This window comes from Flagellatimonas centrodinii (assembly GCF_016918765.2).
Lineage (GTDB): Bacteria > Pseudomonadota > Gammaproteobacteria > Nevskiales > Nevskiaceae > Polycyclovorans > Polycyclovorans centrodinii.
This window is the reverse complement of the sequence record NZ_CP092104.1, coordinates 1,692,202-1,714,353: the sequence shown is the minus strand read 5'-3', so window position 1 is coordinate 1,714,353 and position 22,152 is coordinate 1,692,202. Positions and strand designations below refer to the sequence as shown.

General features: G+C 66.9%; 26 protein-coding genes. 17 read left to right on the top strand and 9 right to left on the bottom strand.

Annotation, left to right across the window (positions count from 1 at the left end):
• The 6 genes from yidC to JN531_RS08015 all read right to left on the bottom strand — a co-directional run bounded on the left by yidC (position 1) and on the right by JN531_RS08015 (position 5,718).
• Entirely contained in the window at positions 1-1,689 is a 1,689-nt protein-coding gene (gene yidC, locus JN531_RS08040; RefSeq protein WP_228348349.1) for a membrane protein insertase YidC, read from the bottom strand.
• A gap of 4 nt (positions 1,690-1,693) precedes the next feature.
• On the bottom strand, positions 1,694-1,966 hold the full coding sequence (gene yidD, locus JN531_RS08035) for a membrane protein insertion efficiency factor YidD (protein WP_228348348.1): 273 nt from the start codon (positions 1,964-1,966) through the stop codon (positions 1,694-1,696).
• Positions 1,963-2,310 (bottom strand): ribonuclease P protein component, encoded by a 348-nt coding sequence (rnpA, locus tag JN531_RS08030; protein ID WP_228348346.1) that lies wholly within the window; start codon positions 2,308-2,310, stop codon positions 1,963-1,965. Before rnpA ends, yidD begins: the two co-directional genes overlap by 4 nt.
• A gap of 29 nt (positions 2,311-2,339) precedes the next feature.
• Entirely contained in the window at positions 2,340-2,474 is a 135-nt protein-coding gene (gene rpmH / locus JN531_RS08025; RefSeq protein WP_228348344.1) for a 50S ribosomal protein L34, read from the bottom strand.
• A 75-nt stretch (positions 2,475-2,549) separates the two neighbouring features.
• Positions 2,550-5,045 (bottom strand): ABC transporter permease, encoded by a 2,496-nt coding sequence (locus tag JN531_RS08020; protein WP_228348343.1) that lies wholly within the window; start codon positions 5,043-5,045, stop codon positions 2,550-2,552.
• Complete coding sequence (locus tag JN531_RS08015) at positions 5,038-5,718, bottom strand: ABC transporter ATP-binding protein (RefSeq protein WP_228348341.1); 681 nt, start codon at positions 5,716-5,718, stop codon at positions 5,038-5,040. Before JN531_RS08015 ends, JN531_RS08020 begins: the two co-directional genes overlap by 8 nt.
• Before the next feature lie 16 nt (positions 5,719-5,734).
• Between JN531_RS08015 and JN531_RS08010 the strand changes: the two genes are divergently transcribed.
• Genes JN531_RS08010 through ahr form a run of 7 tightly spaced genes read left to right on the top strand, consistent with a single transcriptional unit; the run spans position 5,735 to position 11,592 of the window.
• Positions 5,735-6,352, top strand: coding sequence for an arylesterase (locus JN531_RS08010; RefSeq protein WP_228348340.1), 618 nt, complete (start codon positions 5,735-5,737; stop codon positions 6,350-6,352).
• A 31-nt stretch (positions 6,353-6,383) separates the two neighbouring features.
• Positions 6,384-7,664 (top strand): NAD(P)/FAD-dependent oxidoreductase, encoded by a 1,281-nt coding sequence (locus tag JN531_RS08005; RefSeq protein WP_228348339.1) that lies wholly within the window; start codon positions 6,384-6,386, stop codon positions 7,662-7,664.
• Positions 7,665-8,435 carry a DUF1365 domain-containing protein gene (locus JN531_RS08000; protein WP_228348338.1) on the top strand — a complete coding sequence of 257 codons (771 nt, stop codon included), beginning with the start codon at positions 7,665-7,667 and terminating at the stop codon, positions 8,433-8,435.
• Positions 8,435-9,712 carry an SAM-dependent methyltransferase gene (locus tag JN531_RS07995; protein WP_228348337.1) on the top strand — a complete coding sequence of 426 codons (1,278 nt, stop codon included), beginning with the start codon at positions 8,435-8,437 and terminating at the stop codon, positions 9,710-9,712. Before JN531_RS08000 ends, JN531_RS07995 begins: the two co-directional genes overlap by 1 nt.
• 13 nt (positions 9,713-9,725) lie before the next feature.
• A complete protein-coding gene (locus tag JN531_RS07990) occupies positions 9,726-10,076 on the top strand; it encodes a DUF1475 family protein (RefSeq protein ID WP_228348336.1) in 351 nt (116 codons plus the stop codon).
• Positions 10,073-10,585 (top strand): DUF2062 domain-containing protein, encoded by a 513-nt coding sequence (locus JN531_RS07985; RefSeq protein ID WP_228348335.1) that lies wholly within the window; start codon positions 10,073-10,075, stop codon positions 10,583-10,585. The genes JN531_RS07990 and JN531_RS07985 overlap by 4 nt, the downstream gene beginning before the upstream one ends.
• Positions 10,582-11,592: an NADPH-dependent aldehyde reductase Ahr gene (gene ahr, locus JN531_RS07980; RefSeq protein WP_228348334.1), complete on the top strand. Its 1,011-nt coding sequence runs from the start codon at positions 10,582-10,584 to the stop codon at positions 11,590-11,592. The genes JN531_RS07985 and ahr overlap by 4 nt, the downstream gene beginning before the upstream one ends.
• Positions 11,593-11,675: 83 nt before the next feature.
• Here ahr and JN531_RS07975 read toward each other — a convergent pair whose 3' ends face one another.
• The 3 genes from JN531_RS07975 to JN531_RS07965 all read right to left on the bottom strand — a co-directional run bounded on the left by JN531_RS07975 (position 11,676) and on the right by JN531_RS07965 (position 14,278).
• Positions 11,676-12,590: a hypothetical protein gene (locus JN531_RS07975; RefSeq protein ID WP_228348333.1), complete on the bottom strand. Its 915-nt coding sequence runs from the start codon at positions 12,588-12,590 to the stop codon at positions 11,676-11,678.
• An 80-nt stretch (positions 12,591-12,670) separates the two neighbouring features.
• Positions 12,671-13,354, bottom strand: a complete 684-nt coding sequence (locus JN531_RS07970) for a lysophospholipid acyltransferase family protein (protein WP_228348332.1) — start codon at positions 13,352-13,354, stop codon at positions 12,671-12,673.
• 45 nt (positions 13,355-13,399) lie between these two features.
• Entirely contained in the window at positions 13,400-14,278 is an 879-nt protein-coding gene (locus JN531_RS07965) for an AraC family transcriptional regulator (protein WP_228348331.1), read from the bottom strand.
• An 86-nt stretch (positions 14,279-14,364) separates the two neighbouring features.
• Between JN531_RS07965 and JN531_RS07960 the strand changes: the two genes are divergently transcribed.
• From JN531_RS07960 to JN531_RS07915, 10 genes are all read left to right on the top strand, one after another.
• Positions 14,365-14,997, top strand: coding sequence for an HvfX family Cu-binding RiPP maturation protein (locus JN531_RS07960; protein WP_228348330.1), 633 nt, complete (start codon positions 14,365-14,367; stop codon positions 14,995-14,997).
• Between the two features lie 42 nt (positions 14,998-15,039).
• On the top strand, positions 15,040-15,351 hold the full coding sequence (locus JN531_RS07955) for an HvfA family oxazolone/thioamide-modified RiPP metallophore (RefSeq protein WP_228348329.1): 312 nt from the start codon (positions 15,040-15,042) through the stop codon (positions 15,349-15,351).
• Positions 15,352-15,373: 22 nt separating this feature from the next.
• Positions 15,374-16,246 carry an HvfB family MNIO-type RiPP peptide maturase gene (locus JN531_RS07950; protein WP_366522407.1) on the top strand — a complete coding sequence of 291 codons (873 nt, stop codon included), beginning with the start codon at positions 15,374-15,376 and terminating at the stop codon, positions 16,244-16,246.
• Positions 16,243-17,001 carry an HvfC family RiPP maturation protein gene (locus tag JN531_RS07945; protein ID WP_228348327.1) on the top strand — a complete coding sequence of 253 codons (759 nt, stop codon included), beginning with the start codon at positions 16,243-16,245 and terminating at the stop codon, positions 16,999-17,001. The genes JN531_RS07950 and JN531_RS07945 overlap by 4 nt, the downstream gene beginning before the upstream one ends.
• Positions 17,002-17,141: 140 nt before the next feature.
• The gene (locus tag JN531_RS07940; protein WP_436233310.1) at positions 17,142-17,462 is read left to right on the top strand and encodes an SMR family transporter; all 321 of its coding nucleotides are present in this window, start codon (positions 17,142-17,144) and stop codon (positions 17,460-17,462) included.
• A 5-nt stretch (positions 17,463-17,467) separates the two neighbouring features.
• Positions 17,468-18,082, top strand: a complete 615-nt coding sequence (locus JN531_RS07935) for a LysE family translocator (protein WP_228348325.1) — start codon at positions 17,468-17,470, stop codon at positions 18,080-18,082.
• Between the two features lie 59 nt (positions 18,083-18,141).
• Positions 18,142-18,825: an SDR family oxidoreductase gene (locus tag JN531_RS07930; protein ID WP_228348324.1), complete on the top strand. Its 684-nt coding sequence runs from the start codon at positions 18,142-18,144 to the stop codon at positions 18,823-18,825.
• A gap of 1 nt (position 18,826) precedes the next feature.
• Complete coding sequence (locus JN531_RS07925) at positions 18,827-19,249, top strand: VOC family protein (RefSeq protein ID WP_228348323.1); 423 nt, start codon at positions 18,827-18,829, stop codon at positions 19,247-19,249.
• A gap of 51 nt (positions 19,250-19,300) precedes the next feature.
• On the top strand, positions 19,301-20,890 hold the full coding sequence (locus tag JN531_RS07920; protein ID WP_228348322.1) for a peptide chain release factor 3: 1,590 nt from the start codon (positions 19,301-19,303) through the stop codon (positions 20,888-20,890).
• On the top strand, positions 20,887-22,146 hold the full coding sequence (locus tag JN531_RS07915) for an MFS transporter (protein WP_228348321.1): 1,260 nt from the start codon (positions 20,887-20,889) through the stop codon (positions 22,144-22,146). Before JN531_RS07920 ends, JN531_RS07915 begins: the two co-directional genes overlap by 4 nt.
• The last annotated feature ends 6 nt before the right edge of the window (positions 22,147-22,152 follow it).

The following is a 22,152-nucleotide window of genomic DNA, read 5'->3' as shown; positions in this document are numbered from 1 at the left end:
TCAGCGGCGCACTGCGGCCTTGGCGGTGTCCTCGCGCTCCAGCTTGCGGGTGATGATCCACTGCTGGCTGATGCCGACCAGGTTGGAGGTGAGCCAGTACAGCACCAGACCGCTCTGGAAGAAGGTGAAGAAGGCGGTCAGCACGATCGGCATGATGGTCATGATGCGTTGCTGCATCGGGTCCATCATCTGCTGCCCGGACAGCTTCTGCTGCGCCCACATGCTGATGCCGAACAGCACCGGCAGCACGTAGTAGGGGTCGGGCACCGAGAGGTCCTGGATCCAGAGGATAAAGGGCGCCTGGCGCAGCTCCACCGATTCCAGCAGCACCCAGTACAGGGCGATGAACACCGGGAACTGCACCAGCAACGGCCAACAGCCGGCCAGCGGGTTGAAGCCCTCTTTCTTGTAGAGGTCCATCATCGCTTTCTGCAGCTTTTCGCGGTCGTCGCTGTAGCGCTCGCGGATGTCGGTGATGCGCGGTGCGAACTTCTTCATCTTCGCCATCGAGCGGTACTGCGCTTCCGACAGCTTGTACATGGCGCCCTTCACCAGCAGCGTCAGCAGGATGATGGCCACGCCCCAGTTGCTGGTCAGCTTGTGCAGCCAGTTCAGCACCCAGAACAGCGGCTCGGAGATCGGCGTGAGAATGCCGTAGTCCACCGTCAGCTCCAGCCCCTTGGCGACATCGCCGAGGCGGTTCTGCAGCTTGGGGCCGACGTACAGCGGGGTGACGAAACGGGCCTCGGCACCGGGCTCGATGGTCTGTGCCGCCCCCACCATCTGCGCCAGGTAGCCCTGGCCACTGGCCGGCCGCGACGAGAACGTGGCGGGGGTGTCGCCGTCGTTGATGACAGCGGTGACGAAGTAGTGCTGCAGGAAGCCGATCCAGCCGCCGGGCTGACTCTTCTCGAAGCCGTCGTCGGCGAGGTCGTCGAGCGCGACTTTCTGGAACCGGTAGCCGTCGCCGCCCTCGCGCTGCTCGTAAAAGCCGGTGCCGGTGAAGGTGGCGACGAAGGGCGGCTCGGCGCCCGTCTTGAAGGCGGTGCGGAGGAACCGGGTGTAAGGGCTGACCGTGAGCGCGTCGGCGCCGGTGTTGACCACCTCATGTCGCAGTTCGGCCCGGAACCGGCCGCGCTCGAAGCGGTAGACCTTGCGCACCTCGGCGCCGTTGACGGTGGCGGTGAGCACCAGCTCCACCGCATCGGCGCCGTCGGCCAGGGCCAGCACCGGGCGGGCCTCGGTGGCGAAGCGGGTGCGGTGGCTGACCAGCGCCGACTCGGGACCGGCCAGCCCGCTCTGCAAGACGAACAGGCGGCCCTGGCGGTCATCCAGCAAGGCCAGGTTTTCGTCGGGGCGGTCCTTGGAGACGGCGTAGCCCTTGAACTCGACCCGCCGCAGGTCGCCGCCATCGAGCGCCACTTCGGCGATCAGCACATCGGTTTCGATCCGCACCCGGGCGCCGGGGGCCGCATCGGCACTGACCGCTTCAGCGGTCGTGGGGGTGGCCTCGTCTGCCACCGTCACCGCGGTCGGGATGTCTTCCGGGTCGCTGCTGCGCACGGGGGTTTCGGCATCGGCCGCCACCGGTGCCGGTGCAGTGGTGGCGAACTCCTTCTGCCAGGCCTGATACATGAAGAACAGGACGACGCCCAGCAGGGCAATCAGGATGAAGCGACGGTTTTCCATTCGGTCAGCGGTCCGTAGGGCAAGTGGTACACCGATGCTCGGTGTCCGGGTGTTCAGGGTCGGTTCCGGGGACGGGATCGTAACCGCCGGGGGCCAACGGGTGACAGCGCAGGATGCGCCGCAGGGCCAGCCCGCTCCCGCGCAACGGGCCATGCACCTGCAGGGCCTGCACCGCATAGTGGGAACAGCTGGGATAGTACCGGCATCGCGGCGGCAACAGGGGACTGATCAGCCGCTGGTAGACCCGGATGCAGGCAATCAACAGGGCGCGGATCATGATTCAGCGGCCAGCCGTTGCCACAGTTGCGCCAGGGTCGCGCGGATTGCCGCAGCTTCGGCAGTGGCGAGATCCGGGCGCGCGAGAATGACCATGTCAACCGCCACGAGGCGGCCCTGGTGCTGGCGAAAGTCTTCTCGGATCAACCGCTTGATGCGGTTACGGCCGGTGGCGAGGCGGACCGATTTCTTGGCGATGGCCAAGCCCACCCGGGGGTGCCCCAGCGTGTTCGGCGCCACCACGGCGGTGAGACCCCGCAAATGAATGCGGCGGCCCTGCTTGAACACGGCCTGAAAGGCCTCGGGGTTCAGCAGACGGGCGCTTCGGGGGAAGCGCACCATCATGTGCTCGACTGCGTCGCGCGGAATCGCGATTACAGGGCGATGCGCTTGCGGCCCTTGGCGCGCCGACGGTTGATCACCGCACGGCCACCGGGGGTGCGCATACGGGCACGGAAGCCGTGCGTGCGAGCGCGGCGGAGTTTCTTCGGCTGGTACGTACGTTTCATGACTGCACCTGAACGGCAAGGGACGCAAAAAGGGCGCGGAGGTTAGCACTGCGGGCCGGCCTGCGGCAAGCCACATCAGCCGGCGCGAAGCACTTCGGCAGGCGGGGTGGCCAGCACCCGCCGCAGGCTGGCCCAGCCCAGTGCGGTCACCAGCAGCGCCCCCCCGAGCCCGCCGGCCAACCAGATCAGTGGCCGCGGGCCATACGGCATCTCGAACACCTGCACCGCCAGCCCCCAGGCCAGGCCCTGGGCGGTGACGGCGGCGGTAAAGCCGGCCAGCAAGCCCAGCACGGCGTATTCGGTGAGCAGCCCGGCGCGCACCACCGTTCGCGGCGCGCCGAGGGTGCGCAGCAGCGCCACCTCGCGCGCCCGCTCCGGGCGGGTCCCCTCGATGGCCGCCAGCAACACCAGCAGGCCGGCCGCCAGGGTGAACAGGAAGATGAACTCCACGGCGCGGACGATGCGGTCCATGATGCCGCGCACCTGGTTCATCACCGATTCGATATCCAGCGCGGTGATGTTGGGGAAGGCGGCCACCAGCGCGCGCAGCACGCCGCGCTCGGCCGGTGGCAGGTAGAGGCTGGTGAGGTACTGTGCCGGCACCGAGGCATCCAGCACGCCAGGCGGCGCCAGCAGGAAGAAATTGGGCTGGAAACTGTCCCACTGCACGGTGCGGAAGTTGGTGACCGTCAGGGTCTTCTCGGTGCCCGCAAAGTCGAGCGTGAGGGTGTCGCCCAGCTGCAGACCCAGGCGCTCCACCGCGTATTCATCGGCCGACAGCCACGGCTGTCCGGCGCCTTCCGGCCCCCACCATTCACCATCGGTAATGCGGTTGTCGGGGTTGAGTTCGTCGCCCCAGGACAGGTTGAAGTCGCGGTTGATCCAGCGCTGGGTTTCCGGGTCATCAAAGGAATCAACCGTCACCGCCTCGCCGTTGAGCCCCACCAGCCGCCCGCGCGCCATCGGCCACATGCGCGGTGCGGCGATGTCACGGTCGGCGAAGAACTGCTGCAGCTCGGGCACCTGCGCTGGCTGGATATTGATGAAGAAGTAGTTCGGGGTGTCGGCCGGCAGCCGGTCGCGCCAGCTGTTGAGCAGGTCCTGCCGCACCACGGTAACCAGCAGTAGAGCCACCAGCGACACCCCCAGCGCCACCAGCTGGGCGACGGTGGCGCCGCGGCGGCGCACCAGGTTGCCCAGGCCAAACCGCCAGGCCGTGCCGCCGGCCCGCCGCAACGGTGCCAGCAACCGCAGCAGCAGCGCGCCCACCAGCGCCAGGCCGCCGGCCAGCAGCAAGGCGCCGGCCAGCACCGCCAGGGCGGTATCGACGGCGCCGGTCTGCCACACCAGCAGCGCGGCCACGGCAGCCAGCGCAGCCAGCAGCGGCCAGCGCCCCTGTGCCGAGTCGCCGTCATCCGCGCGCTGGAACACCCGCGCCGGCGGCACCCGCCGCGCCTGCATCAGGGGCGGCGCGGCGAAACCCAGCACCAACAGCAGGGCGAGGCCCAGGGCGCCGAACAGGCCGGCCGGCGAGGCCGGCGGCAGGTCGATCTGCATCAGTTCGCCCAGCAACGAGACGATCACCGCCTGCCCGGCCCACCCCAGTGCCACCCCCACCAAGCCACCGGCCAGGCCCAACATCAGCAGCATCAACAGCAAAACCCGCAGCACGAAGCCGCCCGGCGCGCCCAGGCACTTCATCAACGCCACCTCATCGCGCAGGCGCAAGCCGAACTGCCAGGCACACAGGGCGATGGCGGCGGCCGCCAACAGGCTGGCGGCACTGCTGGCCACCGCGAGGAAGGCATCGGCCCGCTTCAGCGCGGTGCGCAGTTCCGGCCGCGAGTCTTCGGGGGCTGTGCGGCGGACGCCGTCGGGCAGATCGAGGGCCGCCAGCCGCTGCTGCACCGCCGGATCACCGGCGGCGAGCAGGGCATAGCGAATACGCGCGCCCTCGCCGAGCAGGCCGCTGCCCTCAAGGTCCGCAGTGTTGATCAACAGCCGCGGCGCCAGATCATTGAAGCCGGCGCCACGGCCGGGCTCTTCCACCACCACGCGGGTCAGGGTGAGCTCGACATCCCCCACCTGCAGACGGGCACCGGCCTGCTGCTGGCCGAGTTCCTGCCACAGCCGGGCATCGGCCCAGGCCTCGCCGGCGGCGGGCAGTCCGCCCAGCTGGTCGACGGGTGCGAACGGCAGCGGTGACGAGGTCAGTCGCCCGCGCAGGGGAAAGCCGTCTTCCACCGCCTTGACCGACACCAGCGCAGTGGACTCGCCGGCGAAGGCCACGGACGGGAACTGCACCACCGGGGTGAGCCGGGCGCCGGTATCGGTAAGTGCCGCCACCACCTCGGGTGTCAGCGGCTGGCGGCTGGACACCACCAGATCGGCGCCCAGGGTTTCGCCGGTCTGGCTGGCAATGGCCCGCGCCATGCGGTCGCTGAACAGGGACACCGCGGCGTGGCTGGCGACGGCAATCGCCACCGCCACCGCGAGGATGGCGAGTTCGCCGGACTTGCGGCCACGCCGCAGCCGCCGCCAGGCGAGTGGCAGGGCGCGCGGACTAGCCACGAGGGGTCTCGTGGAGGCCGCCGTCGCGCAGCGTCAGCACCCGGTCGCAGCGCCTCGCCAGCTGATCGTCGTGGGTCACCAGCACCAGGGTGGCGCCGTGTTCGCGGTTGAGCGCGAACAACTGCTCGATGATCTGCTCGCCGGTGTGGGTGTCGAGATTGCCGGTGGGTTCGTCGGCAAACAGGATGCGCGGCCGGGTGGCGAAGGCGCGTGCCAGCGCCACCCGCTGCTGTTCGCCGCCGGACAACTGTGTCGGGTAATGGTCGAGCCGCGCCCCCAGACCCACCTCGCCCAGCGCCGCCTCGGCGCGGCGGCCGGCGTCGGCCTGGCCGGCCAGCTCCAGCGGCAGCATCACGTTCTCGCGGGCAGTGAAGCCGGCCAGCAACTGGAAGGACTGGAACACGAAGCCGACACGACCGGCCCGCACCGCGGCGCGGCCGTCTTCATCGAGGGTGTCGATACGGGTGCCGTCGATGTGGATCTCGCCGCGCGTCGGCAGGTCGAGCCCCGCCAGCAGCGACAGCAGGGTGGTCTTGCCGGAACCGGAGCGGCCGACGATGGCCAATCGGGTGCCGGCGGAAACTTCCAGCGCCAGGTCGGTCAGAATGGGGAGCGGCTGCCCGCCGCTGACCACATCCTTTCCCAGGCCCCGCGCAATGATGGCTGCTGTCATACGTTTATTGATCTTGATGGCACTGGCGTGGAGCGCGACGCTTCCTGCGCGCGCTGACACGCCGGTGATTCTGGTGGTGGGCGACAGCCTCTCGGCCGCCTATGGCATTCCGAAGTCCGCCGGCTGGGTGGCCCTGCTGCAGGAACGCCTCGATGCCGCAGGCTATCCGCATCAAGTGGTCAACGCCAGCATCAGCGGTGAGACTTCCGCTGGCGGCCTCGCACGACTACCGGCGCTGATGAGACAGCACGAGCCGGCACTGGTTCTGATTGAACTCGGCGGCAACGACGGCCTGCGGGCGCTGCCCCCGGCAAAACTTGAACAGAACCTGCAGAAAATGGTGGACATCGCGCAGGCCGGCGGTGCCAAGCCGATGCTTTTTGCCATGCGCATCCCGAGCAACTACGGCGCCGCCTACACCCGCGCCTTCGAGGCCAGTTTCGACACCGTGGCGAAAGCCAACAGCATTCCGCTGGTGCCCTTCTTCCTCGCTGGCATTGCGACCGATGCAGCGGCCTTCCAGGCCGACGGCATTCATCCGACTGCGGCAGTGCAGCCACAACTGCTGGACGCCATCTGGCCCCACCTGCTGCCGCAGCTGGCGCCGGCATCCAAAGCCGGCCCGGCACCGTAGTGGTCCGCCTCTACCGGTCGAACTCCTTTTCATGAATATCGCGGTCATCGGATCCGGCATCGCCGGACTGTCCAGCGCCTGGTGTCTGGCACGCCATCACAGCGTCACCCTGTTCGAGCAGGACACCCGCATCGGCGGCCACACCAACACCATCGACGTGCCGTTGCCGGACGGGCGCGTGCAGCCGGTGGACACCGGCTGGATTGTCTACAACGGCAAGAACTACCCCAACCTCACCGCGCTGTTTGGGGTGCTGGGGGTGGAAACCCGCCCCACCGGCATGAGCTTTGCCGTCTCCCTGGGCGATGGCCGCTATGAGTGGAAGGGCTCGGACAAGCTGTTCACCGTGTTCGCCCAGCCCGCCAACCTGTTCAATCTGACCCACCTGCGGATGCTGATTGATCTGGTGCGGCTCAACCGTCGCGCCAAGAAGCTGCTGGCAGCGGGCACCCTGCCGCAGGGCAGCCTCGGCGACTGGCTGCGCGCCGAAGGGTTCTCTGAAGCGCTGATGAGCCGCTACCTGCTGCCGATGGCCGGGTTGATCTGGAGCTGCTCGCCGGCGCGCGCCGCCGAGTACCCGGTGGACGACTTCATGCGTTTCTTCGACAACCACAGCCTGTTCAACACGGTGGATCAGCCGCAGTGGCGGGTGGTGACCGGCGGCAGCCAGACCTACGTCAAGGCGCTGATGGCGGACTTCCAGGGCACCCTGCGGCTGGCCACGCCGGTGCGCGGGCTCAGCCGTGTTGCGGGCGGGGTCGAGGTGCGCACCGATGAGGGCTGCGAGCGCTTCGACCAGGTGATCTGCGCCACCCATTCCGACCAAGCGCTGCGGCTGCTGGAAGACGGCGCCGACGATGAACGCGCCATTCTCGGCGGCATTCCCTACAACGCCAGCCGCTGCGTGCTGCACACCGACGAGCGCTTTCTGCCGCGCCGAAAAATGGCCTGGGGCGCCTGGAACTATCATCACCCGGTCGATGCCATTCACGACGAACCGATCTCGGGGAGCTACTGGATGAACGCGCTACAGCACATTCCGGGGCCGGTGAACTACGTGGTCACGCTCAACCCGCAGCGCGAGATCGCGGCTGACAAGGTGCTGTACGACACCACCTATCACCACCCGCACTACGGCGCCGACAGCGTGGTGACACACCAACGCCTGGCCGAGATCCAGGGGCGTGGCGGTCTCTGGTGGGCGGGTGCCTGGGCTGGCTACGGCTTCCACGAGGATGGCCTGAAGTCAGGTCTGCGGGTGGTCCGCGCCCTGTCGCCGCAGAGCCTGCCGGACTGGGCCTGTGAGCTGTAGATGACACCGCACGCCGTCGACGGCCTGCTCTACCCGGCGCGCGTCGTGCACCGACGCCGGGTAGCGCCGCTCTACCGCTTCGTCTATCGCATCTTCTATCTGCTGGTCGATATCGATCAGCTGGATGCGCTGAACCGGCGCCTGCGCGGCTTCTCGGTTGATCGTTTCAACCTGGTGTCACTGCGCACCCGCGACTTTGGCGACGGCAGCGGCGATCTGCGTGGCTGGGCGGAGCGCCAACTGGCGGCGGCCGGCATCGATCTGGCAGGCGGCCGTATCCGCCTGCTGGTGCTACCGCGCATCCTCGGCTACGGCTTCAACCCCATCAGCGTCTGGTACTGCGACCACGCCGACGGCCACACCCGGGCCGTGATTGCCGAGGTCCACAACACCTTTGGCGAGCGCCACAGCTACCTCCTTGCATCCGGCGAGGGGCCGTTCGCGTATGACCAGGTGCAGGACAAGGACAAGTGCTTCCATGTGTCGCCGTTCTTCGATCTGGTGGGCCGCTACCACTTCCGACTGTCTCCCCCGGGGACGCGGCTGAGGGTCGCCATCCACGAGACCCGGGATGGCACACCGATCATCGACACCGTGCTCGCAGCCGAGCGCGCGTCGCTGACCAACAGCAACTTGTTGTTGCACGTCTTGCGGATGCCCTGGATGACGCTGAAAGTCATTGCGGGCATTCATTGGGAAGCCCTCAAGCTCTGGTTGCGCGGGGCACGCTTTCACCGCAAGCCGGCGCCGCCGGACAACGAGATCAGCTGATGAACAACGACCCTTCCGACAAGTCCGACCGCCGTCACCCGGCGCTGGATCGCGATGGCTTCTCCCCGGAACTCCCCGATGCCCTCAAGCGGCAACCCGGTCTGAGCATCGGCCTGCGGTTGTTGCGCTACATGCTGCGGGGCGTGCGGATCGGGACCCTCGACGTGCAATGGCCCAATGGCCAGACCGAGCGCTATGGGGGCCTGGAACGCCCTGACCTGCATGGCGTCCTCCGGCTCCACAACGATGGCCTGATCAGCCATGTGTTGAAGAATGGCGAAGTCGGATTTGGCGAGGCCTACCTGGAAGGCTGCTGGGATTCGCCCGACCTGGCCCGTCTGCTGCAGGTGATGTATCTCAACGAACCGCACTACAAGGGGCCGTTCGAGAAGAATCCGCTGGGCCGCTTCATCGCCTGGCTGGGCCACAAGCGCCGTGCCAACACCAAGCAGGGCAGCCGCGCCAACATCGAATATCACTACGACCTCGGCAACGAGTTCTACAAAATGTGGCTGGATGACACCATGGCCTACTCGTCGGGCATGTTCATCCAGCCCAACGAGACCCTGCAGGATGCCCAGCTCAACAAGTTCCGGCTGATGTATGAGCGGCTGGACCTGAAGCCCGAGCACACGCTGCTGGAGATTGGCTCCGGCTGGGGTGGCTTTGCCATCTACGCCGCCCAGCACAGCGGCTGTCGGGTGCACTCCATCACCCTGTCGAAGGAACAGCTGGCCGAAGCGCAGCTGCGCGCGGCGAAGGCCGGGCTGGCCGACCGGGTGCAGTTCGACCTGTGCGACTACCGTGACATTCAGGGTCAGTTCGACCGCGTGGTGTCGATCGAGATGTACGAAGCGGTGGGCGAGGAGTACTGGCCGGGCTACTTCCGGGCGATCCAGGGGGCGCTCAAGCCGGGGGGTATTGCTGCCATCCAGGGCATCACCATCAACCCGGCGATCTTCGACGACTACCGGGCCAAGCGCGACTTCATCCAGAAATACATCTTTCCCGGCGGCATGCTCTGCCCGCCGGGCCATTTCCAGGACCTCGCCGGCCGTGCCGGGCTGACGCCGGTCGATGCCCGCTTCTACGGCATCGACTACGCCGATACCCTGGCCCACTGGGATCGCAACGTGCTGTCGGTGCGTGACAAGATCGTCCAGCAGTTCGATCAGCGCTTCCTACGCATGTGGCGCTACTATCTGGCCTATTGCGAATGCGGGTTCCGGGTGGGCAGCATCGACCTGATGCAGATCACCCTGAAACGCGCTGCCTGAAGACCGTCACCTGATGAAAGTCCGCCTGTTCGCCCTGTCGCTGGCCGCCCTGTTCGGGCTCATCGGCATCTCCACCTGGGCGACCCTGCAGGTGTCGATCGTGCCGGCCATCGCTGCTCTGGTGGATGCGCCAGCCGCGGGCTTCAACCCGTGGACCCTCGCCACGGTGGTCGACGCCTACTTCGGCTTCCTCTGGTTTTATGCCTGGATCGCCTACAAGGAACCTGCCTGGACCGCCCGTTTCGGCTGGCTGGTGGCGGTGCTACTGACCGGCAACATGGCGATGGCGGTGTACATGCTGCTGCAGTTGCGCCGACTGCCGGCCGACGCCCGCGCCGAGGACCTGCTGCTGCGCCAACCATGACCCGCGCTTCGCGCTGGTGGCGGCGCTGGCTGCTCGACCCGCTGCTGCAGCAGTTGCGCCAAGGCGTCACGGCACAGAAGCTGGCGCTGACCCTCGCCATCGGCGGCACGCTCGGGGTGATGCCGGTTCTCGGCCTGAGTACCCTGCTGTGCGGCGCGCTGGCAGTGTGGCTACGGCTGAACCAGCCGGCGATCCAATTGGTGAATTACCTGGCCTACCCGCTGCAGCTGACGCTCATGTTTCCGCTGTTTCGCGCCGGCGAATGGCTGTTCCGCGCCGAGCCGGTACCGCTGCTGTCGATCAGCGAACTGGCGGCACGATTCCAGGCCGACATCGGCCAGTTCCTGCTCGACTACGGCGCGGTCGGTCTCTATGGCTTGGTGGTGTGGGCGCTGCTGGCCCCGCTCGCCGGGCTGCTGATCTACTGGGTCAGCCTGGGCCTGCTGTCCCGCCTGCAGGCCCAGTACACTGGTTCTTCCTCGCCCGCCTCCCGGAGCCCGCACTCATGAGCATTCCCGTTCACGCCTTCGCTGCCCACGAGGCCGGTGGGCCACTGACGCCCTTCGAGTACAGCCTGCCGCCGCTGGAGGGCGATGATGTCGACATTGCGGTCGAGAGCTGTGGCATCTGCCACTCCGACCTGTCGATGCTCGATGCCGAATGGGGCCGCACCCGCTTCCCGCTGGTGCCCGGCCACGAAGTGACCGGACGCATCATCGAGGTGGGCCCGGCGGTGAAGCATCTCAAGGCCGGCGATCGGGTCGGCCTCGGCTGGCAGGCCGGCAGTTGCCTGCATTGTGGTCAGTGCATGGACGGCCACCACAATCTCTGCCGCAGTGTCCGCCCCACCATCATCGGCCGCCATGGCGGCTTCGCCGATCGCGTGCGCGCCCAGGCCGCCTTCGTCTGCACGCTGCCGGAAGGACTCGACGCGGCCAGTGCCGGCCCGCTGTTCTGTGGCGGCATCACCGTCTTCAGCCCCATCGTCGAGTTCGGCGTCAAGCCCACCGACCGGGTAGGCGTGGTCGGCATTGGCGGCCTCGGTCACCTGGCGCTGCAGTTCCTGAACGCCTGGGGCTGTGAAGTCACCGCTTTCACTTCCAGTGCCTCCAAACAGGATGAAGCCGTCAGCCTGGGGGCCCACAAGACGGTCAGCTCCCGGGATGCTGACGCGCTCAAGCCGCTGGCCGGCCAGTTCGACTTCCTGCTGGTCACCGCGAACGTCAGTCTCGACTGGCCACTGTATCTCAGCCTGTTGTCCCCGCGAGGTCGGCTGCACGTGGTCGGGGCGGTGCTGGAACCGATGGCGGTGCCGGTGTTCTCGCTGATGGGCGGCCAGAAGTCGGTGTCCAGCTCCCCGGTGGGCAGCCCGCAGACGATCCGCACCATGCTCGAGTTTTGCGCCCGTCACGATATCCGCCCGCAGGTCGAGACCTATCCGATGGCCGACGTCAACGCGGCCCTGGACCGGTTGCGGTCGGGCGCGGCGCGGTATCGAGTGGTTTTGACGCGGTAAAGAGTGGGCGGCCGACACACCCGACCGCCCCGAGACGGGACCGCGATGCCGGCGATGGCAGGCGCGCGAGCCGGGGTCCGGACTCAGTCTTCCAGATCCCCCGACCCCGGCATGCGGTTGCCCTGAAACCGCAACAGGCGCTTGAACAGACGATCCGGGTCCACTTCGAGGTCGTCGAACGAGCTGGCGATCGGGGTCAGCATGTCGACCATGCCGGTACGTGTCAGGTCGTAGCAGTCGTGGAACAGGTTGGCGTCGAAGCCGAGATCGACCGCATGGTCGCGTGACTTCTTGACGTGGGTCGCCTCGTCGCGGCGAATCTGCTTGATCAGGCGGGCGAAGCCCTTGGCACGGTTGACCTTGGCCGAGCCCAGCAGCGCGCTGAGCGAAATGCAGACCCCCGAATCGAGGCCGGTGATACGGGCGAAATGGGTGGCGACATCGCGGCTGGCCACCCGCATGAAAAGACGGCGCGTGCGGCGGCGGATGGAGCCAATATCGTCGGGCTCGGGCAGATAACTGCGCGCACTGTGGATCAACCAGGCATGCACCCGCTCTTCGGTCTCGATCTCACGCAGCGCCTGCTGGTTGGCAGCAACCTGCTCGCTCGATACCCGCCCACATTCGTGATGGAACATGTTGACAGCGGACTCTTCGGCGCACACCAGCACCGCCAGAATACGCGCCACCGCCAGCTGGGCGGCATCGTCGACCCCCGATAGAAAGCTGGCACGGGTCGCCTCGGCATCGGCGTAGTCGACCAGGATGGCGCGGGCACGCTCACGCGAGGCGGGGTCCCAGATGGACTCGGCCAGCAACGCCGCAGGCGCATTGCCGTGCGACGGGGTGTCCGGGTCGGGATAGCCGAAGCAGAACGGCGCGAAGTCCGGGGCCGCCTCCAGCATGGGGGGCAGCGGTGCTGCCACCACCATAGGTGCAGCCTCGGCCTGGATGGCCTGCAACTGCTCGTCGAAGCTGGCTTCAAAATCGTCGCGCATCAACGAAGTGTAAGAGATTCAAGGTCGCGGCGAGACCCGTCCCGGCCAGGCCGTGACAGTAAATCGGACCTTGCGCGCGCTCAAACGCCGGCGTCGGCGCGAGTCACCGCATCCATCAGCGCGGCCTGCACTGCCTGCCGATAGCCTTCCAGTTCCGCCTCGGTGGCCTCGCGCGGAACCGTGATGGGGTCGCCGTAGACATAGTGCAGCCGGTTGAACGGCCACGGCACGATCATCCGGTCCCAGGACCGCAACAGCGTCTTCCGCCGCGCCTGATACGCCATGGGGATGATCGGCAACCCGGTCATGCGCGCCGACGCAATGACGCCCGGCTGCACTTCGTAGATCGGTCCGCGCGGGCCGTCGGGGGTGATGCCGAGGTCGTTGCCCTCCTTGGCGGCGCGCAACATCTGCCGCAGGGCCTTGCTGCCGCCGCGGCTGGACGAACCCCGAATGCAGTTCACCCCGAGGTAGTGCATGGCGGCGGCGGCCAGGGTGCCGTCCCGTGATGCACTGGCCAGGGGCATGAAGCGCCGCCCCGGTCGGCAGTGGGCCAGATAGCCAAAGGGCGCGAGGATATTGCGGTTGTGCCACGACACCAGGATGAACGGCTGGCCACTGTCAAAGCGCTGCCGCAGCACCTCGGCGTTGGTGTAGCGCTTTCGGCTGGAGAGGAAGATGAACCGCATCAGCAGCGCCAGCAGGAAGCCACCGAGGGCGGCCTTGAACGGGTATCTGGGCGTGTCGTCTTGCAGCTCGGCCATGCGGGGTTCGGCGGGGGGAAATCAGCCGATAGGATAACGGGCGGCTCAGCCGCCGGCCTGTCCACGCCGAAATGCGCCCGGTCCGTAGCCGAGGACGCGCTTGAAACTGCGACGGAACGCCGCCTCGGTGGCATAGCCCAGTCCCGTCCCCACCTGCGCCACCGACAGTCGCGGATCGCGCAACAGTTTCAACGCTTGGGTCATGCGCCAGCGGGTCAGGTACTGGATTGGGGTCTCGTTCATGATCTCGGTGAAGCGCTCGGCAAACACGGTGCGCGAGCAACAGGCCACCTCAGCGAGACTGGCCACGGTCCAGGCGTGCCCGGGCCGGGCATGCAACGCATCCAGCGCCCGCCGCAGGCGGGGATCGGCCAAGGCGGCGAACAGCCCGCGCTCGACCGCACTTTCCGCCAGATGATGGCGCAGGGTCATCACGAACAAGGCGTCTGCCAGCTTGTCCATCACCGCCTGGCTACCGAAGCCGCCCTGCACCGCCTCGGCCACCAGCAGCTCGGTGACCCGACGAAATGCGGCGCCGGCGCCGGCGCCGCGCACCAGGATGAGGTCGGGCAGGCCATCGAGAATGCGCATGCCGGAGGTATTCTCGAAGCGAAACTCGCCGCAGAGCATGGTGGTCGTGCCATCCGGTCCGGGTTCGCCGGGCACATGATCGAGCACATGGGCGGCACCCCGGGTAAAGACGGCGAAGTCACCGGTCTGCATCCGCACGGGCGTGGTACTGCCGGCGTAACGCAGGTCGCAGGCACCTTGGTCGAGCAAGTGAAACCAGGCGGTGCCCGGCGGCGCCTGGGGGTCGCCGTCGTGCCAACGCCCGCAGTAGCGCATGCTGTCGGTGATCCGCGCCCGTAATTGGTAGGCCGACAACACACCGTCGAGCAGGACATCTTCCGAACGTTCAGGCATGGAGACCGGATTCCGGGCCGCAGGAATGAGACGAGCGCAAGGCTAGCATGCTGCTCATCAAATTCTTGAATCCGACACCGACAACCATGATCGCCTCCCTTACCCGCTTCACCGCCGCCACGCTCGATCGCAGCCGCGCCATCGATTTTCTGGCTCCGCTGCTGTTGCGGCTGTACCTGGCGCCGGTGTTCTGGATGGCCGGCATGAACAAGTTCAATAGCTTCGACAGCACGGTGGAATGGTTCGGCAACCCCGACTGGGGCCTGGGCCTGCCACTGCCCTGGCTGATGGCGGCACTGGCCACCGCCGCCGAGCTGGGTGGGGCGGTGCTGTTGTTGCTGGGTCTGGGGGTGCGGCTGATCGCGGTTCCGTTGATGGTAACCATGCTGGTGGCCGCCTTTGCAGTCCACTGGGATAACGGCTGGCTGGCAATCGCGGAAGGCCAGGGGCTGTTCGCCACCGAGCGCACCCAGGCTGCTGTCGAACGGCTGGACGTGGCCCGCGAGCTGCTGCGCGACCACGGCAACTACCGCTGGCTGACCGAACACGGCAATCTGGTAATGCTCAACAACGGTATCGAATTCGCCGCAACCTATTTCATCATGCTGCTGTCACTGTTCTTCACCGGGGCCGGCCGTTGGCTGAGCCTTGACCACTGGCTGGGGCGCTGGATCGCCCCGCCGCGTCCAAATCTTCCGATGTCCCGTAGTAATGACTGATTCAACCTGGCCCGACCGGGCCATCAACCTGGAGATGTAACCATGAACAAGACCCCGTCCCGCAAGCCGATCGCGCTGGCACTCGGCGCCGCTTTCGCCCTTGGCGCCATGGGCGCACAGGCCTCCGTGTTCCAGACCACCGACCTCGGCAGCGGCTACATGGTCGCCTCATTGGGTGACCACAAGGCCGGCGAGCACAAGTGCGGCGAAGCAAAATGCGGCGAAGCCAAGTGCGGTGAAGACAAGGCCGGTGAAGCCAAGTGCGGTGAAGCCAAGTGTGGCGAAGCCAAGTGCGGCGAAGACAAGGCCGGTGAAGCCAAGTGCGGTGAAGCCAAGTGTGGCGAAAAGAAGTAAGCCACTGTCCGAGCCTGCGGACATGGCGCACGGCATGACGCATGTCACGCCCCATGTCCGCGGTTCCGGCCTCGGTCTGCGACGGGCCCTGCTGGGCCCGCTCGCCGACCAGGGTCCGGGACAGCAACCGGGTGACATCGGCTTTCTGGAAGTCGCGCCGGAGAACTGGATGCACATCGGCGGGCGTCTCGGCCGCCAGTTCCGGTCGTTCACCGAGCGATTCCCGTTCGTCACCCATGGTCTGTCGCTATCGATCGGCAGCCCGGCCCCACTGGACGAAACCTTCGTCCGCGACCTCGGCCGCTTTCTCGATAGCCACGGTATCGCCGACTACACGGAACATCTCACCTGGTGTTCCGATGATGCGCATCTGTATGACCTGATGCCCATTCCCTTCACCGAGGCGGCAGTCGACTATGTCGCCGACCGTGTGCGCCGCGTGCAGGACATCCTGCAACGTCGCATCGCGCTGGAAAACGCCAGCTATTACACGCCACTCGCCACCGAGCTGAGTGAGCCCGAATTTATCCGGGCCGTCATCGATCGGGCAGACTGCGATCTGCTGCTCGACGTCAACAATGTCATTGTCAACAGCATCAACCACCGCTATGACCCGATAACGTTCATTGATGCCCTGCCTGCCGAGCGGGTGCGCTACCTGCACGTGGCCGGTCACTACGAAGAGGCGGAAGACCTGCGCGTTGACACCCACGGCAGTGATGTCAGTGATCCGGTGTGGTCGTTGCTGAGCCACGCTTACACCCGACTCGGCCCGGTGCCGACCCTGCTCGAACGCGACTTCAACATCCCCCCCCTGGCCGCCCTGCGCATCGAACTGGGCGAGATCCGTCGGCGCCAGGCTGCGGTCGAGCCCGCGGCGTCGATCCGCGCATGAGCCTCACCCTGCCCGCCACCCAGGCGCTGCAGTACGCCTTCGCCGCACACCTGCGCGACCCACAACAGACGCCAGCGCCGGCAGGGATCGAGGATCGGCGCCTGCAGATCTACCGCGATCTGTTCTACAACAACATCGAGGGCTTTCTGGCCAACGCGTTCCCGGTGATCCGTCAGCTGAGCGACGACGCCGACTGGCACGCCCGGGTGCGGACCTTCTATGCCCGGCACCCCTGTCACGACCCGCAGCTACACGGGGTCGCCAGCGCCTTTGTCGACTGGTTGCAGGGCGACATTCCGGGCCTGCCGCCGTGGATGCCTGAACTGGCGCACTACGAGTGGGCGGAGCTGGCGCTGGCCGTGGACCCGGCGGAACTGACGCCGGAGCTGGCCGACCCCAACGGCAATCTTCTCGATGGCATTCCTGCCGTGTCGCCACTGGCCTGGCCGCTGGCCTACCGCTGGCCGGTCCACCGCATCAGCCCCGACCACCTGCCCGACACACCACCCGATGCCCCGACCTGCCTGGTGGTCTACAGAACCCGCGGTGACGAGGTCCGCTTCATGGAGGTCAACCCGGTCACCCTGCGTCTGCTTGAATATTTCGGCAGCGAAACCCCGCCCTGCGGCCGCGACGCCCTGCAGCAGATCGCTCTGGAGCTGCAGCACCCGGACCCGGCAGCGGTGGTCGCCAGCGGCGCAGACACGCTCAACGGGTTGCGCGCGCGCGACATCCTGCTCGGCACCCGACGCTGAGGGGTCCTTCTCACCCGGCGTCGCGTGACGCCGGCTGACCTGACACCCGAGTCCCCCGGCAAACCCGCACTGGGATAGGCTTCGACCGCGCCCCGCTTTCCGGGCGTACGGTCGACCGGGAGTCCAACGTGACGAAATGGATGTTGTTGTCCGCCGCCATCGTGGCCGAGGTGTTCGGCACCAGCTTTCTCAAGGCCTCCGAGGGCTTCACCCGGCTGTGGCCGTCTCTGGCCGTGATCGGCGGCTATGTGGTGGCCTTCTACTGCCTGTCACTGGCGCTGCGCGAAGTGCCGGTGGGCATTGCCTACGCCATCTGGGCCGGCGCCGGGGTGGCGTTGATCGCGGTCATCGGCTGGCTGTTTCTGGGGCAGGCCCTCGATGCCGCCGCGGTCGCCGGGATCGGTCTGATCGTCGCCGGAGTCGTCGTGCTCAACGTATTTTCCGACAGCGTTCCGCACTGATCCTGATGACCACGCACAGCCTCCTTGCCTTGATCGGAACACTGCTGGTGCTGGCGGTGGTTCCCGGCCCCAGTGACATCGCGGTGGTCGCCCGCGCCGCCAGCGCCGGGTTTCGTCACGGCGCGCTGATGACCCTGGGCATCATCGCCGCCGACATCTTCTTCATCGTGGTGGCGATTCTCAGCCTGCGAGTGGCGGCCGAGGCGCTGGGCACGCTGTTTGAGCTGGTGCGCTACGGCAGTGCCGCCTATCTGCTGTGGCTCGGCCTCACATTGATGCGCCAGCCGGCGACGTCCGAAGCGCGAGAGTCGTCGGTACCGGCGTCGCAGAGCGGTAGCGTGCTGGCGGGTTTCACCCTCACCCTCGGCGACCCCAAGGCCATCCTCTTCTACCTTGGTCTGTTCCCTGCCTTCGTCGATCTTCCAACGATCACGTTGCGCGACGCCGTCATCATCATGCTGGTGGCCACCGGCGTGGTTGGGGGGGTCAAACTTGGCTATGCCTGGCTGGCGGGCCGCGCCCGTGCCTTTTTCGACGATCCCGTAGGCCGCCGTCGCCTCGACCGCGTCGCCGGCGCACTGCTGCTGGTGATCGCCGTGGTGGTGCTCATCAATCCCTGACCCTGCCGGTTGGCGGCGGCATTGGGTAGCATGGGGTGTCGCCAACACCGGTCTTCGTCATGAGCGCTCTCCCGCTGTCAGGCCGCCGCATCCTGGTCACTCAGGCCGATGTCTTCATGGGCCCGGCGCTGGTCGACACCCTCCGTCTGCAGGGCGCCGAGGTCATCGCCGATGTCCGCGAGTTGGCCGCGCCGTCCGCCGCAGCGGCTGTCGTCGCCGAAGCGGGAGATGTGGATGTGCTGATCGCCAACCTGGCCCTGCCGGCACCGCGGACCCCTGCCGCCGACGTGCGCGAAGCCGAGTGGCAGCAGGTCTTTGAGGTGTTGGTGCACCCGCTGCCACGACTGGTACGGGCGGTCGTGCCGGCCATGCGCGCCCAGGGCGGGGGCAAGATCATCGTCATGGGCAGTGCCTCGGCGTTGCGCGGCATGAAGGGCACCTCCACCTACAGCGCCGCCCGCGGTGCACAGCTGGCCTATGTGCAGTCAGCGGGCGTCGAGTTGGCCGCCGACAACATCCAGTTCAACCTGATCGCCCAGAATTTCGTCGACAATCCGACCTATTTCCCGGCCGACGTGCAATCCAATCCGCGGTTTCAGGACCGACTGCGTCGCGAGGTGCCGCTGGGGCGATTGGTGACGGCGGCGGAGGATGCCGCCTTCGTCGCCTATCTCTGCGGCCCCACGGCCAACTGCTTCGTCGGTCAGGTGTTCCCCCTGTGCGGTGGCTGGGTGGCGCGTTGAGATGAAAGCGCATCTGTCCCTGATTACGCTGGCCGTCGATAACCTGGAACGGGCCCTCCGCTTCTATCGCGATGGCCTCGGCCTGCCCACCGAGGGCGTCATCGGTCAGGAGTTCCACCAGGGCGCGGTGGTGTTCTTCGAACTGCAGCCTGGCCTGAAGCTGGGCCTCTGGCCGCGCGCCAGCCTGGCGCATGATTCGGGGCTGACGCTGGCGCCGCCGGGTCCGTCCGGCTTCAGTCTGGCGCACAACGTCGACAGTCGCGCGACGGTGGATGCCGTGCTGGCGCAGGCCGAAGCGGCCGGTGGCACGGTGGTGAAGCCGGGCCAGGAGACCTTCTGGGGTGGTTATGCCGGCTACTTTCTGGACCCCGACCAACATCTGTGGGAAGTGGCCTGGAATCCGGCGTGGGCCGCTGCGGACTGATCAACGGACCCCGACCCGCTACAATCGGCGGCTAATCCCGAGACCCGACCCATGTCAGAAGTTGCCCGCCAGGCGGCGTTGCGGCGCACGTTCGCCATCATTTCGCACCCCGACGCCGGCAAGACCACGCTGACCGAGAAACTGCTGCTGTTCGGCGGCGCAATCCGCCTGGCCGGGTCAGTGAAAGGCCGGAAAGCTGACCGTCACGCCACCTCCGACTGGATGGCGCTGGAACAACAGCGCGGCATCTCCATCACCACCTCGGTGATGCAGTTTCCCTACAACGGCAAGATCGTCAATCTGCTCGACACGCCCGGGCACGAAGACTTTTCCGAGGACACCTATCGCACGCTGACGGCGGTGGACTCGGCGCTGATGGTGATCGACGCGGCCAAGGGCGTGGAGGCGCGGACGATCAAGTTGATGGAGGTCTGCCGCCTGCGCACCACCCCCATCATCACCTTCGTCAACAAGCTCGACCGCGAGGGCCGACCACCACTGGAACTGCTGGACGAAGTGGAGAAGGTACTGAACATCCGCTGCACACCGGTGACCTGGCCAATCGGCATGGGGCGCGAGTTCAAGGGCGTCTACCACCTGCTGGAAGATCGCTTCTACCTGTACACCGGCGACAAACACAGAGTTTCCGACATCGAGACCGTCGAAGGCCTGCATGCGCCTGGCCTCGCCGAGCGGTTCGGCCGCCCCTATCAGCAAATGCTGGAGGAGATCGAACTGGTACAGATGGCAGGCGACGGGTTTGATCTTGAGGCGTATCGTCGCGGCGAATTGACGCCGGTGTTCTTCGGCTCGGGCATCAACAATTTCGGTGTGCGCGAACTACTCAATGGTTTCACCGACTGGGCACCGCCGCCGCAGGGCCGCGAAGCCGAATCACGTCCGGTGGCCGCGGACGAATCGACCTTCTCCGGATTCGTGTTCAAGATCCAGGCAAACATGGACCCACGGCACCGTGATCGGGTGGCTTTCCTGCGCGTCTGCTCAGGGGTCTACCGCGAGGGCATGAGTCTGCATTCGGTACGGCTCAAGGGCCCGGTGCGCATCTCCCAGGCGCTGACTTTCATGGCCTCGGAGCGGGAGTCGGTCCAGACCGCCTGGCCCGGCGACATCATCGGCCTGCACAATCACGGCACCATCTCGATCGGCGATTCGTTTTCCGAGGGCGAGGCCATCCGGTTCACCGGCATCCCCAACTTTGCGCCCGACCTGTTCCGCCGGGTCATCCTCAAGGACCCGCTCAAGGCCAAGGCACTCAACAAGGGGCTGGACCAGCTCTGCGAGGAAGGCGCCACCCAGGTCTATCGCCCGCTGACCAACAACGACATCATCCTGGGCGCGGTCGGTGTGCTGCAGTTTGAGGTGGTGCAATACCGCTTGCGCGACGAGTACAACGTCGAGTGCATCTTTGAGCCGGTGCAGGTGCACAGCGCGCGCTGGGTCGATTGCCAGGATGCCCGCAAGTGGAACGACTTCAAGGACAAAAACGAGCAGCGCCTGGCGATGGACCACCACGGCGCCCTGGTCTATCTGGCGTCCTCGTCGGTCAATCTGAGCATGGCGCGCGAACGGTTCCCTGAGGTTCATTTTTCCGACACGCGCGAACAGAACTTCTCGGCGTGAGTGCCTCGTCGCCCGCGGATGCTTTCGCCGCCCTGCGGCATGGCGAGTTTCGCGCGCTCTGCGGCCTGTCGTTCCTGCTGACCTCGGCGATCCAGATCCAGAACGTGGCGGTCGGCTGGGCGTTGTACCAGATCACCCGTGACCCGCTGGTGCTGGGCCTTGTCGGCTTGGCTGAAGCGATCCCCTTCATCACGCTGGCGCTGTTCGGGGGGCACCTGGCCGACCTGCGCGACAAGCGCGGCCTGATGCGGCAGGCACTCTGGGTGATGGTGGCGGTATCGGTGGTGCTGCTACTGCTGATGCGCCCCGACATGCACGCGGTGCTGGGCGAGGCCGGGTGGCTGACCGGCATCTACGGCTGCCTGATGATTCTCGGGTTCGCCCGTGGTCTGTTCTCGCCCGCCGCCAGTGCCCTGCGCGCCTTCGTGGTGCCGCGTGCGCTCTACCCCAATGCCTCGGCCTGGTCGGGCACCGCCTGGCAGAGCGGCGCCGTGCTGGGGCCGGCTCTGGGCGGTCTGCTCTATGCGGGGTTCGGTCTGACGGCCACGCTGGCCGGTGTCACCGTGCTCATGCTGGCGGCCATCGGCATGACCTGGAAACTCAAGCCGCGCCCGGTCGCGGCCAGCAGCCAACCGGCGGAGCCGGTGTTGCGCAGCGTCGCCGAGGGGCTGCGCTTTGTGCGGCAGACACCGGTGATTCTGTATGCGCTGAGCCTGGACCTGTTCTGCGTGCTGTTCGGCGGGGTGGTGGCGATACTGCCGATGTTTGCCGAGGAGATTCTCGACACCGGTCCGGCTGGCCTCGGCATTCTTCGTGCCGCACCGGCGGTGGGCGCCATCCTGACGATCCTGGTGTGCACGCGCTTCACGCCGACCTACCACGCCTGGCGCAATCTGCTGATCGCCTGCGCCGGCTTCGGCGCGGCCACGCTGGTGTTCGCGGTGTCGACGCACTTCTGGCTGTCGGCCTTCGCACTGTTCGCCACCGGCGCCTTTGATTCGGTCAGCGTGGTGGTGCGCAATACCCTGCTGCAGGTGTATACGCCGGATGCCTTGCGCGGTCGGGTGCAGGCGGTGAACAGCGTCTTCATCAGCGCCTCCAACGAGATTGGCGCCTTTGAATCGGGTCTGGCGGCGAAACTGATGGGTGCCGTGCCCTCGGTGATCCTGGGCGGCGCCGCCACCCTCGCCATTACCGGCGAGGTGTGGCGGCGCTCGAAAGCCCTGCTGGCAATTCGCGTCAGCGACGCCAGCTGAAAGGCC

Excerpts from the sequence above, each read along its gene's own strand:
- JN531_RS07960 (WP_228348330.1), top strand. The coding sequence starts at position 14,365 with ATGATCGCCTCCCTTACCCGCTTCACCGCCGCCACGCTCGATCGCAGC.
- JN531_RS08015 (WP_228348341.1), bottom strand. The coding sequence starts at position 5,718 with ATGACAGCAGCCATCATTGCGCGGGGCCTGGGAAAGGATGTGGTCAGC.
- JN531_RS07965 (WP_228348331.1), bottom strand. The coding sequence starts at position 14,278 with ATGCCTGAACGTTCGGAAGATGTCCTGCTCGACGGTGTGTTGTCGGCC.
- JN531_RS07975 (WP_228348333.1), bottom strand. The coding sequence starts at position 12,590 with ATGCGCGACGATTTTGAAGCCAGCTTCGACGAGCAGTTGCAGGCCATC.
- JN531_RS08010 (WP_228348340.1), top strand. The coding sequence starts at position 5,735 with ATGGCACTGGCGTGGAGCGCGACGCTTCCTGCGCGCGCTGACACGCCG.
- JN531_RS07930 (WP_228348324.1), top strand. The coding sequence starts at position 18,142 with ATGAGCGCTCTCCCGCTGTCAGGCCGCCGCATCCTGGTCACTCAGGCC.
- rnpA (WP_228348346.1), bottom strand. The coding sequence starts at position 2,310 with ATGATGGTGCGCTTCCCCCGAAGCGCCCGTCTGCTGAACCCCGAGGCC.
- JN531_RS07950 (WP_366522407.1), top strand. The coding sequence starts at position 15,374 with ATGGCGCACGGCATGACGCATGTCACGCCCCATGTCCGCGGTTCCGGC.
- JN531_RS07920 (WP_228348322.1), top strand. The coding sequence starts at position 19,301 with ATGTCAGAAGTTGCCCGCCAGGCGGCGTTGCGGCGCACGTTCGCCATC.
- yidC (WP_228348349.1), bottom strand. The coding sequence starts at position 1,689 with ATGGAAAACCGTCGCTTCATCCTGATTGCCCTGCTGGGCGTCGTCCTG.
- JN531_RS08005 (WP_228348339.1), top strand. The coding sequence starts at position 6,384 with ATGAATATCGCGGTCATCGGATCCGGCATCGCCGGACTGTCCAGCGCC.
- JN531_RS07935 (WP_228348325.1), top strand. The coding sequence starts at position 17,468 with ATGACCACGCACAGCCTCCTTGCCTTGATCGGAACACTGCTGGTGCTG.
- ahr (WP_228348334.1), top strand. The coding sequence starts at position 10,582 with ATGAGCATTCCCGTTCACGCCTTCGCTGCCCACGAGGCCGGTGGGCCA.
- JN531_RS07955 (WP_228348329.1), top strand. The coding sequence starts at position 15,040 with ATGAACAAGACCCCGTCCCGCAAGCCGATCGCGCTGGCACTCGGCGCC.
- JN531_RS07970 (WP_228348332.1), bottom strand. The coding sequence starts at position 13,354 with ATGGCCGAGCTGCAAGACGACACGCCCAGATACCCGTTCAAGGCCGCC.
- JN531_RS08000 (WP_228348338.1), top strand. The coding sequence starts at position 7,665 with ATGACACCGCACGCCGTCGACGGCCTGCTCTACCCGGCGCGCGTCGTG.
- yidD (WP_228348348.1), bottom strand. The coding sequence starts at position 1,966 with ATGATCCGCGCCCTGTTGATTGCCTGCATCCGGGTCTACCAGCGGCTG.
- JN531_RS07925 (WP_228348323.1), top strand. The coding sequence starts at position 18,827 with ATGAAAGCGCATCTGTCCCTGATTACGCTGGCCGTCGATAACCTGGAA.
- JN531_RS07985 (WP_228348335.1), top strand. The coding sequence starts at position 10,073 with ATGACCCGCGCTTCGCGCTGGTGGCGGCGCTGGCTGCTCGACCCGCTG.
- JN531_RS07940 (WP_436233310.1), top strand. The coding sequence starts at position 17,142 with ATGTTGTTGTCCGCCGCCATCGTGGCCGAGGTGTTCGGCACCAGCTTT.
- JN531_RS07995 (WP_228348337.1), top strand. The coding sequence starts at position 8,435 with ATGAACAACGACCCTTCCGACAAGTCCGACCGCCGTCACCCGGCGCTG.
- JN531_RS07945 (WP_228348327.1), top strand. The coding sequence starts at position 16,243 with ATGAGCCTCACCCTGCCCGCCACCCAGGCGCTGCAGTACGCCTTCGCC.
- JN531_RS07990 (WP_228348336.1), top strand. The coding sequence starts at position 9,726 with ATGAAAGTCCGCCTGTTCGCCCTGTCGCTGGCCGCCCTGTTCGGGCTC.
- rpmH (WP_228348344.1), bottom strand. The coding sequence starts at position 2,474 with ATGAAACGTACGTACCAGCCGAAGAAACTCCGCCGCGCTCGCACGCAC.